The organism is Bradyrhizobium sp. SPXBL-04 (assembly GCF_051853035.1).
GTDB classification, from domain to species: domain Bacteria; phylum Pseudomonadota; class Alphaproteobacteria; order Rhizobiales; family Xanthobacteraceae; genus Bradyrhizobium; species Bradyrhizobium zhanjiangense.
The window spans coordinates 8,208,520-8,220,934 of the sequence record NZ_CP182472.1 but is presented as its reverse complement, the minus strand read 5'-3'; the positions used below and the strand labels follow the sequence as shown (position 1 = coordinate 8,220,934).

Genomic DNA, 12,415 nt, shown 5'->3' with positions numbered 1-12,415 from the left:
CCATCCGGGCTACGATTCTTCTAGCGCTTGGCGAACGTCGCCCTGAACTGCGCCGGATAGCGCGCGGCCTGCAAGCCGCCGCGCGAGACGTAGGACGCCATCAGCGCGCTCCACAGTCCGGCATTGCCGAACGATTGCAGCGCCCACCAGGTGCCGAGGAAGATTGCGAGCGAGGCCAGCATCAAATTTCGCATCTCGCGCGCCCAGGTCGCGCCGATATAGATGCCATCGAAACCGAAGGCGAAGACGCCGGGTATGGGTGCGAGCACGACGAATGGCAGGAATTCGCGCGCGGTACGCCGGACGTCGTCACTCGCCGTCATGAAAACGATCAGGGCTGGCCCGAACAGCGCGAACAGCACCGCGACGACGACTGCAAAGCCGAGACCCCACAGCAGCACCAGCCGGGTCGAATCGGCAAATCCTTTTGGATCGCGTGCGCCAAGGGTGCGGCCGCAGAGTTGCTGGGCTGCGTTGGCGAGACCGTCGAGGAAGAAGGCGCTGACCAGCAGGAAGTTGTTGAGCACGGAGTTGGCGGCGAGCGTCACGTCGCCGGCCTGTGCGCCCTTGGCGGTGAAGAACAGGAACGCGGCGATCAGTGCCGCGGTGCGGATCAGGATGTCGGAATTCACCGCCAGCATCCGCAACAGCTTCTCGCGGTCGAGCAGAGTACCGTACGGCACTGCGAAGCCGCTGTCGGCATAATGACGGCAGACGATCACGCCGAGCGCGAATCCGACCGCTTCCGACAACAGCGCGGCGATCGCCGCGCCGGCGATGCCTGTGTCGTAGATCAGCACCAGCAGGATCGTCGCCGCCATGTTGACGAGGTTGATGACGACCTGAAGCAACAGAGCTGAATTGGCGCGGGCCTGGCCGATCAGCCAGCCGAGGATCACGTAGTTGGCGAGCGCGAACGGCGACGACCAGATCCGGATCTTGAAGTAGGTCTTCGCTGCCCGTGTCACACCCTCGCTGCCGCCCATGAGGTCGAACAGCACTGCGGCCAGCGGCAGCTGCAGTGCGATCAGCGCGGCGCCGATCAGGCCAGCAACGATGAAGCCGCGCGCCAGGATCGCGGTCGGCTCGCGCGTGTCACCCGCGCCCAGCGATTGCGCGGTGAAGGCGAGCGTGCTCATGCGCAGGAAGCCGAACAGCCAGAACAGGCAGTCGAAGATCACTGACGCGATCGCGACGCCGCCGAGCAGGGCGGCATCGTCGAGCCGCCCGATCGCCGTGGTCGAGACCACGCCGATCAGCGGTGTGGTGAGGTTCGCGACCATCGCGGGACCTGCGATGGCGAACACCTGGCGGGAGCCTATCCTGGGATGAACGGGCGCGTGCATGTCAGAACACGAGCACCATGCCGTCTTCGGCGGCGAGATGCTCGATGTCATCCAGGCGCGACAGCATGTCGTCGCTCATATGGGTGAGCACGAGCCGCTTGGCGCCGATCGCGGGCAGATGCTGTTCCAAGGTCTTCAGGCTGAGATGGTTCTTGACCACCTTCTCGTACATGTAGGCTTCCGCAATGAAAAGGTCCGCGCCATGCGCCAGCGGAATGAGCGTGTCCGTCCATTCGGTATCGGCGCTGTAGGCGAGCGTGCGGCCCTCGGCCTCGACGCGATAGGCCAGGAAGGGCCCGCCCGATTCGCCGTGCACGACCGGGTAGGGTGTCACCGCCACCGCGCCAAAACTTTGGCTTTGCTGAGGCGCGAGCTCCACGACATTGAGGTCGAAGCGCTGCTTGGTTTTTGAGGAGTGCTCGAACAGAGCCTCCATCACGACACGAAGCCGCATTTCGATGCCTTGCGGGCCCGCAATCGTCAGCGGCCGCGTCCGCCGCGAGAATTGCGCGTCGAGCAGGAAGAATGGCAGCCCCGCAAAGTGGTCACCGTGGAAATGCGTGATGAGGATGAGGTCGATGTCGTTGCGGTCGATCTCGAGCCGCTTCAGCGCCGGCAGGGCCGATGCGCCGCAATCGATCAGGAAGTTGGCTTCACGCCCCGAGACGTGGAAGCAGGTATTGAGCCTGCCGCCTGAGCCGAAGGCGTCGCCGCAGCCGACAAAGCGTAATTGCATCGGCTGCGGACTCCCAAATCCTTACCTGCCGCGCGGCGCGCCGAACACGCGCGAGAGCAGCCAGATCGGAATCACGATGACCGCGCCGAGCAGGAAGTAGCGCCACAGCCAGTTCACGGCATCGAAGCCGAGATCCCAGAGACGCTGGAACAACAGGCGAATGCTGTGGATGATATTCCAGGGGTCGAAGCCGATCGCGGCCAGCACGACACCGACCAGGATCGAGAGCAGGACCAGGCGAAACGCGACCGCCAGCGGCGTGCCGCCGAGAAAGCGGTTCAGGCCATCGCCGCGGCCGGCCGGCAAATCTCTGACGTCGTGGGCCATCGCAAACTCCTTGGGCGGATTCAACCCCATTATAGGTCACGGCGGGGCACATGGGGAACCCGCAACCATGCGTCAATCAGCTTACCGCATTTTAATTCGGGTGAGCACGCCAGAGCTCCGATAGTGGCGCGCGGCTGGCCTCGGGCTCGGTGCAACCTCTCCCGCTCGCGGGAGAGGTCGCGCCCCGGGCGATGCGAGGCATCGTCCCGCGCGCGGGTGAGGGTTCTATCCTCTTGGGGAATCCCAATGCGGAGAAACCCTCACCCCAACCCTCTCCCGCAGGCGGGAGAGGGGGCGCACCTCCGCCTGGGCGCTAAGCGAGCCTCAGTCCAGCACACTTCACGCCTCAATCTCCGCTGGTTCCGCCTTCAACATCCTCTCCAACGTTTCCAGCCGGTCGGCCTCGCGCGGCGGCTTGTCCCAGCGCAGGCGGCTAATGCGGGGAAAGCGCATGGCGACGCCGGATTTGTGCCGCGGTGAGCGCTGGAGGCCCTCAAAGGCGACCTCCAGCACCAGCCCCTTGTCCGGCTCGTGCACGACATGGCGGACGGGGCCGAATTTTTCCGTGGTGTTGCGGCGGACGAAGCGGTCGATCTGCAACAGCTCCTCGTCGGTGAAGCCGAAATAGGCCTTTCCGACTGGCACCAACTCGTCGCCGCTATCGCCCTCGGTCCAGACGCCAAACGTGTAGTCGGAATAATAGGACGAGCGCTTGCCGTGACCGCGCTGCGCATACATCAGCACGGCATCGATGATGTGCGGATCGCGCTTCCACTTCCACCATTGGCCCTTCGGCCGCCCCGGAAGATAAGGCGCATCGCGCCGCTTCAGCATCACGCCCTCGACCGCGTCGGCATCCCCGCCGGCGCCGGCACTGGCAGGATCGGCGCGCGCGGCGGTCAGCGCCTCCCAGCTTGCGAACGGGACGGTGGGCGACAGATCGATGCGGGGATCGTCGAGCTTCCTGATGAAGGTCTCCAGCCGCTCGCGCCGCTCCGCGAACGGCAGCTCGCGCAAATCGTTCTCGTCGTCGCCGAGCAAATCGTAGGCGCGCAAGTGGATCGGAAATTCCTTGATCAGCTTTGGCGAGACGACCTTGCGGTTCAGTCGCTGCTGCAGCACGTTGAAGCTCTGCACGCGGCCCTCGCGCAGGATCAGCAGCTCGCCGTCGATCGCGCCAGGCAGGTGCAGCGAGGGGACGAGGTCCGGAAAACTTCCCGTGATGTCTTCACCGGTGCGCGAATAGAGCCGCGCCGTGATGTGGCCGCGATCATCACGCCCTGCGACGGCTTGCACCCGGATGCCGTCCCATTTCCATTCGGCGATGTAGTCGGCGGGATCGAGTGCAGCGAAATCCATGTCCTCGATCGCATGCGCCAACATCACCGGCCGGAACGGCGCGGGATCGCGATTGACCGGTTTTTCGCCGCGGCCTTCCAGCCACGCGAACAGGTCGAGATACGGCGGCGAAAGGCCGGGCCAGATCAGCTCGATCTCATGCGGGTCCTTGTCGCCGAGCGCGGCGGCCGCGGTCTTGGCGAGACGCGCGGAGATGCCGATGCGAAGCGCGCCGGTGACGAGCTTCAGCAGCGCCCAGCGGCCGGTCTCATCGAGCTCGTCCAGCCAGCGCTCGAGCTGCTTCGGCAGCTCGATCTTGCCGAGCGTGCGCAGTGTGGTGACGACTTCGGTCAGGGTCGGAGGCGGCGGGTTGTTGTGAGCGGTCATCGCCGCCTTCGGCCACATCAGTGCCACCGTCTCCGAGAGATCGCCGACATAATCGTACGACAATCCAAACAGAACCTCATCCGTGCGCGCCGCGATCAAATCGCGGATCAACGCGGGCTTGGCGTGCTTGAAGCTCAGAGTGCCGGTGAGTGCTGCCAGTGCATAGCCGCGATCGGGATCGCCGACTTCGCGGAAATAGCCGGTGATCAGCCGCAGTTTGTTGTTGCGGCCGGGCTCGTAGGCGAGACGGTCCAGAAGCTCGGCGAAGCGGTTCATGCTTCGGCCTCGTCTTGAATTGGCGTCTCGCTCTCCTCCTCGTCGCCATAGCCGACGAGATCGAGCGGCCGCGCTTTCAGGCCTTTGCTCTGGCACCAATGTACCAGCGCGTCTTCCTGGCCGTGGGTGACCCAGATCTCGCCGGCGCCGGTCGCGGCGATGGTGGCGGTGAGGCCATCCCAATCGGCGTGGTCGGAGATCACCAGCGGCAGTTCGATGCCGCGCTGCCGCGCGCGAGCGCGCACGCGCATCCACCCCGAGGCAAAGGCGGTGACGGGATCGGGAAAGCGCCGTGTCCAGAGATCGGATGTCGCCGACGGCGGTGCCAGCGTGATGGTGCCGGCGAGCGCCGCTTTCTTCACGCCTTTCACGGGCCGCAATTCGCCAAGTTCGATGCCGCGGCTCTGATAGTAATGCGTGATCGTCTCCATCGCGCCATGGAGGTAGATCGGCGCGTCGTAGCCGGCCTGGCGCAGCAGCGCGATCACGCGCTGCGCCTTGCCGAGCGAATAGGCGCCGACGAGATGCGCACGCTCCGGAAACAGCGCGACCGAGGCCAGCAGCTTCTTGACCTCGTCGGCCGCATCGCCGTGACGAAACACCGGCAGCCCAAAGGTGGCCTCGGTGATGAAGACGTCGCAGGGCACGAGCTCAAACGCGGTGCAGGTCGGGTCGGGCGCGTCCTTGTAGTCACCGGAAGCAACGATGCAGGTGTCGTTGCAGGTCACCGCGATCTGCGCCGAGCCCAAGACGTGGCCAGCCGGGTGAAACTTGACGGTGACGTCGCGGAGCCGGATCTCCTCGCCATAGCGGATCGCCTGGGTCGAGCCGGCAAAATTCTCGCCGTAGCGCAGCCGCATCATGTCCAGCGTTTCCTGCGTCGCCAGCACGGCGCCATGGCCCGCGCGGGCATGATCGGAATGGCCGTGGGTGATCACGGCCCGCTCGACCGGGCGCACAGGGTCGATATGGAAGCCGCCGGGCTTGCAGCACAGGCCGGCAGCAACTGGCAGCAGGATGTCTTGCGGGCGCATGGGAGGTCATATAGGGACCGGTGCCCCGATATTCATCCGTCATGCGCGGGCTTGACCCACGCATCCATCCACTTAAACAGTGCTTTTTTTGATCGATTGCCGGTGACCCGGCACGATAAGTGTTGGTTCCAAGATGCCCTTGCGCCTATTCCTGACCTCCGGCGATCTCATGGCCGACCGCCGCTTCGAGTTCGCGCGCGACCTCCAGCTCAAGGGCGATCTGCCGGAGGCCGCGGACCTGCTGGAGCAGGCGATCGAGCTCGCGCCTGATTTCACCTCGGCCTGGTTCACGCTCGGCGAAATCCGGCAGCAGCTCGGCGAACGCGACAAGGCGATCGCGGCGTTTCGAGAAGCGTGCCGATCCGATCCTGGGGATCAGCACGGCGCCGGCCTGCATCTGATGCGGCTCGGCGAGGCAGAGATCGCGGAGATGCCGAAGGCCTATGTGCAGGCGCTGTTTGACCAATATGCTCCGCGCTTCGAGCACACGCTGATCAACGATCTCGGCTATCGCGCCCCGAGCCTGATCTTCAAGGCAGTGTTGGCCTCACGCGTCGCCGCCAAGAAGCCCGCCTTCTTCAAGCGCACCATCGATCTCGGCTGCGGCACCGGGCTCGCCGCCGCCGCCTTCGCCAATCAGGTCGATCATTTCATCGGCATCGATCTGTCGCCCGGCATGATCAAGCAGGCGCGTGCGACGAACCTCTATGCCGAGCTCGAAGTCGCCGACATGATCGAAGGCCTGCGCGGCAAGAGTGATGCGAGCGCGAACCTCGTCGTCGCCGCGGATGCCTTCGTCTATCTCTCCGATCTTGCGCCGGTGCTCACCGAGATAAAGCGCGTGCTTGCAGCCGGCGGCGTGCTCGCCTTCACGCTGGAGACGCATGAAGGTAGCGGCATCGTGCTCGGCGAAGGCCTGCGCTATGCCCATTCCACGGAATATGCGCGCGGCGCCATCGCGAAGGCCGGGCTCAAACTTCTCACGCTGGAGTCGGCCTCGCCGCGCAACGAGAACAACGAGCCGGTACGCGGCCTCGTCGTCGTCGCCGAGAAAACTTGAGTCTAGGCGCTAGCCAACCTGTAATTTGAGCGTCATTGCGTCGCAAAGCCGCGACTTCCCACTTGCGAGCCGTGCTGCGATGCCAGCACAATGCGCGCACCAGGGAGAAAACAATAATGACCAAGAATCCATCGCGGCGCGATTTCAGCGCCGCCGCGCTCGCCACCATCGCCGCATCCACCTTGCCCGCGCCATATGTCTGGGCCGCGGAGAAGAAATACGATGCGGGCGCCAGCGACACCGAGATCAAGATCGGCCAGACCGTGCCGCATTCCGGCCCCGGCTCGCTCTATGGCGTGCTCGGCCGCATCGGCGAAGCCTATTTCCAGATGCTGAACGAGAAGGGCGGCATCAACGGGCGCAAGATCAAGTTCCTCACCATGGACGACGCCTACAGCGCGCCGAAATGCGTCGAGGCGACGCGGCGCCTGGTCGAGCAGGAGGAGGTGCTGGCGCTATACGGCTCGCTCGGCACCGCGCCGCAGACCGCCGTGCACAAATACCTGAACTCCAAGGGCGTGCCGCAGCTCCTGCTCAACACCGGCGCGTCGAAGTGGAATAACCCGAAAGAGTTCAAATGGACGATGGCGGGCCTGCCGCTCTATCCGACCGAGGCGCGCATTCTCGCGCGGCACGTCGTCAGCGTGAAGCCGAACGCCAAGATCGGCATCCTCTACCAGAACGACGATTTCGGCCGCGACTTCCTGGGTCCGTTCAAGAAGGTGCTGACTGACGCTGGCGGCACCGCGCAGGTGATCATGGAGCAGACCTACGATCTCACCGAGCCGACCGTCGATTCCCAGCTCATCAACCTCTCGAAGTCGGGCGCGGATGTCTTCTACAACATCTCCACCGGCAAGGCATCGTCGCAGTCGATCCGGAAAGTGGCCGAGCTCGGCTGGAAGCCGCTGCAGCTGCTGTCGGCGGGCTCGACCGGCCGCTCCATCCTCAGCGCCGCGGGCCTGGAGAACGCCACCGGCATCGTCGCCATCCGCTACAACAAGGAAGTCGGCCTGCCCAAATGGGAGAAGGATCCGGACGTGATGGCGTTCGAGGAGCTGCGCAAGAAGTATACGCCGGCGATCGATCCCGATAACACCATTGCCTTCGCCGGCTACGGCCAGGCCGTGACCATGGGCGAGATCCTGCGCCGCTGCGGCGACGATCTCACCCGCGCCAACGTGCTGAAGCAGGCATCAAACCTCAACGGTTTCCACTCGCCCTACTTCCTCGACGGCGTCACCTACAGCTACACGCCCGCGGACTACACGCCGATGAAGACGCTGTTCATCTCGACGTTCACCGGCAAGGACTGGGACATCTCCGACAAGCCGATGTCGGAGTAGGGGCTCTCTCCGCGACCACGAAGACCGTAGGGTGGGCAAAGGCGCTGTTGCGCCGTGCCCACCACCTGCTCAGGCAGCTGGGCTTGGATGGTGGGCACGCTTCGCTTTGCCCAACCTACGGCCGCTTCAACCCCTCGACGAACCCACCGCCACGGCTTACCTCTTATGCCGTGCCGCCCCGCATCCTCAAATCCCCGGCCGAGACGCCTGCGCTGCTGCCCGACCGCTTCAATGCGTGGTTCGCGGCGCGCGGCTGGTCGCCGCGCGCGCATCAATTGGCGCTGTTGGAGAAGGCGCGCGAGGACCGCTCGGCGCTCTTGATCGCGCCGACCGGCGCCGGCAAGACGCTGGCAGGATTTCTGCCGACGCTGGTGGAGCTGTCTTCTGAGGCAGCTCAGCGGGAGACTAGCGCGAAGAAAAGCCTCATCTCCACCGGCCGCAGCCTGCAGCGCACCGGCGGCCTGCACACGCTCTACATCTCACCGCTGAAAGCGCTCGCCGTCGACATCGCGCGCAACCTGGAGCGGCCGATCGCCGAGATGGCGCTGCCGGTCAAGGTCGAGACCCGCACCGGCGACACGCCGGTGTCGCGGCGGCAGCGGCAGCGGCGCTATCCGCCGGACGTCCTGCTGACCACGCCCGAGCAGCTTGCGCTGCTGCTGTCCTCCGACGACGCGCCGTTCCTGTTCTCCTCGCTCAAGCGCATCGTGCTCGACGAGCTGCATGCGCTGGTGACCTCGAAGCGCGGCGATCTGCTGTCGCTCGGGCTGGCGCGGCTGTGGTGCCTCGCGCCGCAGATGCGCGCCATCGGCTTGTCGGCGACGGTGGCCGAACCGGAGCAGCTCGCGCGCTTCCTGGTGCCGCAGCCCGAAGGCAGGGAAGCTGCCGCGGACATCGTCATCGCAGGCGGCGCCGCGCCGCCTGAGGTCGAGATGCTCGACACCCGCGAAAGCCTGCCCTGGGCCGGCCACAGCGCGCGCCACGCGCTCCCTGAAATCTACGAGCTGATCAAGGCGAACAAGACCACGCTGGTCTTCGTCAACACCCGCAGCCAGGCCGAGATGCTGTTCCAGAATCTCTGGAGCATGAACGACGATGGCCTCGCCATCGCGCTGCATCACGGATCACTCGACGTCGCCCAGCGCCGCAAAGTCGAGGACGCCATGTCGGCGGGCAGACTGCGCGGCGTGGTCTGCACCTCCTCGCTCGACCTCGGCGTCGACTGGGGCGATGTCGATCTCGTCGTCAATATCGGCGCGCCCAAGGGATCCTCGCGCCTGATGCAGCGCATCGGCCGCGCCAATCACCGTCTCGACGAGGCCTCGCGCGCGGTGCTGGTGCCGGCCAATCGCTTCGAGGTGCTGGAGTGCCGCGTCGCCATCGATGCCATCGCCGAGAATGCGCAGGACACACCGCCCTTGCGCACGGGCGCGCTCGATGTGCTGGCTCAGCACGTGCTCGGCTGCGCCTGCGGCGAGCCTTTTCTCTCGGACGAGCTCTACGAGGAGGTGCGCACCGCCGCGCCCTACGCAAACCTGTCGCGCCAGGACTTCGACGACGTCGTCGATTTCGTCGCCTCCGGCGGCTACGCGCTGAAGACGTATGAGCGCTTCGCCCGCATCAAGCAGGACAAGGAAGGGCGCTGGCGCGTCGCCAACCCAAAAGTGCGGCAGAGCTACCGGATGAATGTCGGCACCATCGTCGAGGACGACATGCTGAAGGTGCGGCTGGTGCGCTCGCGCGGCGGCCAAGGAAAAGCAGGCGGAGCGACAGGGGTGATCGCGCGCGGCGGCAGGTTGCTTGGCGAGATCGAGGAGGCCTTCATCGAGGGCTTGAGCCCCGGCGACACCTTCGTGTTCAGCGGCGAAGTGGTACGCTACGAGACCCTGGTCGAGGACCAGGTCTATGTCTCGCGCGCGCATGACAAAGACCCGAAGGTGCCATCCTATATGGGCGGCAAATTCCCGCTCTCGACCTATCTCGCCGAGCGCGTGCGCCGGCTGCTCGATGATTTCAGCGCATGGGGCGGCTTGCCGGAGCAGGTGCGCGACTGGCTGTCGCTGCAAAAGGATGTCTCGCGCGTGCCCGCGGTGCGCGAGCTCCTGGTCGAGAGCTTTCCGCGCGCCAACAAGCATTATCTCGTCTGTTATCCCTTCGAGGGCCGTCTCGCGCATCAGACGCTCGGCATGCTGCTGACGCGTCGCCTCGAGCGTGCCCGCGCCCGGCCGCTCGGCTTCGTCGCCAACGAATATGCCGTGGCGATCTGGGGGCTTGGCGATCTCTCCTTCATGATCCGCGATGGCCGGATCGATCTCGATGCGCTATTCGATCCCGACATGCTCGGCGACGATCTCGAAGCCTGGCTCGCCGAGTCCGCTCTCATGAAGCGCACCTTCCGCAATTGCGCAATCATCTCCGGCCTGATCGCGCGGCGGCATACCGGCGAAGAGAAAAGCCGCCGCCAGGTGCTGTTCTCGACCGATCTCGTCTACGACGTCCTGCGCAAGCACCAGGCCGATCACGTGCTCTTGCGCGCCGCGCGCGCCGATGCCGCCACCGGCCTGCTCGACCTGCGCCGCCTCAGCGACATGCTGATGCGCATCCAGGGCCGCATCACCCATCGGGAACTCGACCACGTCTCCCCGCTCGCCGTCCCCGTGATGCTGGAAATCGGCCGCGAGTCAGTTTATGGCGAAGCTGCAGACGAGCTGTTGGCGGAGGCCGCCGATGAGCTGGTCAAAGAGGCGATGTCGTAGACGGCAAGAATGTATTTTCGGGGCGCAACTCCATCCACAACGTCATGCCCGGGCTTGACCCGGGCATCCACGGCTTTTTTGCCGCAGCAAGAACGTGGATGGCCGGAACAGGCCCGGCCATGACGGAGCAAGTGGCACTCTCGATTTCTTCAACTCGCACTTTGGACGTCGCCGGCATCTCGCTCCACGCCGACCTCTCCGGCGCATTGTTCTGGGAAGAGCAGCGCCTGCTCGTCGTTTCCGATCTGCATCTGGAAAAAGGCTCCAGCTTCGCGACCCGCGGCGTGCTGCTGCCGCCTTACGATACGCTGGCGACGCTCAGCCGTCTCGCTGCTGTCATCTCCCGCCATAATCCAAGTATCGTCATCGCGCTCGGCGACAGTTTTCACGATCGCACCGCGCATGAGCGTCTCTCCGCAGAGGATCGCGATGCCGTCGCAGCACTCCAGGCCGGCCGCGACTGGATCTGGATCTTAGGCAATCACGATCCGATGCTGCCGCGCGATCTCGGCGGCACCGTCGCCGACGAAGTCGCGATCGGCCCGATCACCTTCCGCCACGAGCCGACCGGCGCGTGCGGTGAGATCGCCGGCCATCTGCATCCCAAGGCCCGCGTCTCTGCGCGCGGCCGCTCGATGGAGCGCCGCTGCTTCGCCAGTGATGGGATGCGCGCCGTGATGCCGGCCTTCGGCGCCTATGCCGGCGGCCTCAGCATCCGCGATGAAGCGTTCGCGAGAATCTTTCCGACCAACGGCTTTGTCGCCCATCTGCTCGGCGACCGCCGCGTCCACGCGATTGCCGCGTCGCGGTGTTATTGAAGGGCGCGCTTCGTTGGGTGGGTTAGCGAAGCGTAACCCACCTCTTTTGCATCCGTTGAGACAGACAGTGGTGGGTTACGCCTTCGGCTAACCCACCCTACGCATCCCGCAAGTTCACGCCGCCTTCGCCTGCACATCATCGCAAAACTCGGCGAGCCGATCCGCCAGCCGCAGCGTCGCGGGGCTGGCGCCCGGTGCGGCCATCAATGCCACCTCGGTGCGGTTGATCGGCGCAAAGCCGTCCTTGGCGGTCAGCACGCGGTGATCGGACTGGATGGCCATCTCCGATAGGATGCTCAGTCCCATGCCGGCGGCGACCGCGGCCTGGATGCCGGCGAGACTGGATGACGTGTAAGCGGTGTGCCAGGCGCGGCCCGCGCTTTCCAGCGCGTGGATGGCGCCGGCGCGATAGATGCAGCCGAGCGGAAAACCGATCAGCGGCACCGACGACACGTTGACGTCGACCGGATGGCTCTTGCTGGTCACCCAGTGCACCCGCTCGGGCCACACCGCGATGGCGTCCTTCGCGCCGGCCTCGCGCTTATAGAGCGCAAGATCGAGTTCGCCGCGTTCGAGATCACGGGCCAGATGCTTGCTCTGGTCGGCGCGCACATCGAGCCGCAGGCGCGGATGCGAGCGCGAGAACGCACCAAGCAGTTTCGCCAATCGGTACGCGGCAAAATCCTCGGGAATGCCGAGCCTGATCGCGCCTTCGCCGTCGGGCTGGCGCAGCACATCGCGCGCCTCCTCGGCGAGCGAGAGCAGCCGCCGCGCATAGAACAGCAGCCGCTCGCCGGCTTCGGTCGGGCGCACGTCCTTGCCGTCGCGGTGCAGCAGCACCTGGCCGACGTCCTCCTCCAGCCGCTTGATCTGCTGGCTCACGGTCGATTGCGTGCGGTGGACGCGCTCGCCGGCGCGGGTGAAGCCGCCGGCCTCGACCACCGAGACGAAGCTGCGCAGCAGCTCGAGATCGAGCATGGCCGCCTCCATT

At 65.5% G+C, this 12,415-nt stretch carries 10 protein-coding genes; 4 read left to right on the top strand and 6 right to left on the bottom strand.

Annotated elements, in window-relative coordinates; all coding sequences use genetic code 11:
* Positions 1–20 precede the first annotated feature (20 nt).
* From ACNJX8_RS39125 to ACNJX8_RS39105, 5 genes are all read right to left on the bottom strand, one after another.
* Complete coding sequence (locus ACNJX8_RS39125) at positions 21–1,346, bottom strand: MATE family efflux transporter (protein WP_439358940.1); 1,326 nt, start codon at positions 1,344–1,346, stop codon at positions 21–23.
* A 1-nt stretch (position 1,347) separates the two neighbouring features.
* The gene (locus tag ACNJX8_RS39120; RefSeq protein ID WP_439358938.1) at positions 1,348–2,082 is read right to left on the bottom strand and encodes an MBL fold metallo-hydrolase; all 735 of its coding nucleotides are present in this window, start codon (positions 2,080–2,082) and stop codon (positions 1,348–1,350) included.
* 21 nt (positions 2,083–2,103) lie between these two features.
* Positions 2,104–2,409, bottom strand: a complete 306-nt coding sequence (locus tag ACNJX8_RS39115; RefSeq protein WP_128936845.1) for a DUF6460 domain-containing protein — start codon at positions 2,407–2,409, stop codon at positions 2,104–2,106.
* 339 nt (positions 2,410–2,748) lie between these two features.
* Positions 2,749–4,410: a cisplatin damage response ATP-dependent DNA ligase gene (locus ACNJX8_RS39110; protein ID WP_439358936.1), complete on the bottom strand. Its 1,662-nt coding sequence runs from the start codon at positions 4,408–4,410 to the stop codon at positions 2,749–2,751.
* Positions 4,407–5,444: a ligase-associated DNA damage response exonuclease gene (locus ACNJX8_RS39105; RefSeq protein ID WP_439358934.1), complete on the bottom strand. Its 1,038-nt coding sequence runs from the start codon at positions 5,442–5,444 to the stop codon at positions 4,407–4,409. Before ACNJX8_RS39105 ends, ACNJX8_RS39110 begins: the two co-directional genes overlap by 4 nt.
* A gap of 133 nt (positions 5,445–5,577) precedes the next feature.
* On the opposite strand from ACNJX8_RS39105, the gene ACNJX8_RS39100 reads away from it, so the two are divergent.
* From ACNJX8_RS39100 to pdeM, 4 genes are all read left to right on the top strand, one after another.
* Positions 5,578–6,504 carry a methyltransferase domain-containing protein gene (locus tag ACNJX8_RS39100; RefSeq protein WP_439358932.1) on the top strand — a complete coding sequence of 309 codons (927 nt, stop codon included), beginning with the start codon at positions 5,578–5,580 and terminating at the stop codon, positions 6,502–6,504.
* Between the two features lie 116 nt (positions 6,505–6,620).
* Positions 6,621–7,850, top strand: a complete 1,230-nt coding sequence (locus ACNJX8_RS39095) for an ABC transporter substrate-binding protein (protein ID WP_164939716.1) — start codon at positions 6,621–6,623, stop codon at positions 7,848–7,850.
* Between the two features lie 170 nt (positions 7,851–8,020).
* Positions 8,021–10,606: a ligase-associated DNA damage response DEXH box helicase gene (locus ACNJX8_RS39090; RefSeq protein WP_439358931.1), complete on the top strand. Its 2,586-nt coding sequence runs from the start codon at positions 8,021–8,023 to the stop codon at positions 10,604–10,606.
* Positions 10,607–10,725: 119 nt separating this feature from the next.
* Positions 10,726–11,424 carry a ligase-associated DNA damage response endonuclease PdeM gene (gene pdeM / locus ACNJX8_RS39085; protein ID WP_439358929.1) on the top strand — a complete coding sequence of 233 codons (699 nt, stop codon included), beginning with the start codon at positions 10,726–10,728 and terminating at the stop codon, positions 11,422–11,424.
* A gap of 114 nt (positions 11,425–11,538) precedes the next feature.
* Here the strand turns inward: pdeM and ACNJX8_RS39080 are convergent, their stop codons facing one another.
* Positions 11,539–12,402 carry a LysR substrate-binding domain-containing protein gene (locus ACNJX8_RS39080; protein WP_128955799.1) on the bottom strand — a complete coding sequence of 288 codons (864 nt, stop codon included), beginning with the start codon at positions 12,400–12,402 and terminating at the stop codon, positions 11,539–11,541.
* Between the last annotated feature and the right edge of the window lie 13 nt (positions 12,403–12,415).

Coding starts and splice junctions, on each gene's coding strand:
- ACNJX8_RS39125 (WP_439358940.1), bottom strand. CDS start 1,346: ATGCACGCGCCCGTTCATCCCAGGATAGGCTCCCGCCAGGTGTTCGCC.
- ACNJX8_RS39120 (WP_439358938.1), bottom strand. CDS start 2,082: ATGCAATTACGCTTTGTCGGCTGCGGCGACGCCTTCGGCTCAGGCGGC.
- ACNJX8_RS39115 (WP_128936845.1), bottom strand. CDS start 2,409: ATGGCCCACGACGTCAGAGATTTGCCGGCCGGCCGCGGCGATGGCCTG.
- ACNJX8_RS39110 (WP_439358936.1), bottom strand. CDS start 4,410: ATGAACCGCTTCGCCGAGCTTCTGGACCGTCTCGCCTACGAGCCCGGC.
- ACNJX8_RS39105 (WP_439358934.1), bottom strand. CDS start 5,444: ATGCGCCCGCAAGACATCCTGCTGCCAGTTGCTGCCGGCCTGTGCTGC.
- ACNJX8_RS39100 (WP_439358932.1), top strand. CDS start 5,578: ATGCCCTTGCGCCTATTCCTGACCTCCGGCGATCTCATGGCCGACCGC.
- ACNJX8_RS39095 (WP_164939716.1), top strand. CDS start 6,621: ATGACCAAGAATCCATCGCGGCGCGATTTCAGCGCCGCCGCGCTCGCC.
- pdeM (WP_439358929.1), top strand. CDS start 10,726: ATGACGGAGCAAGTGGCACTCTCGATTTCTTCAACTCGCACTTTGGAC.
- ACNJX8_RS39080 (WP_128955799.1), bottom strand. CDS start 12,402: ATGCTCGATCTCGAGCTGCTGCGCAGCTTCGTCTCGGTGGTCGAGGCC.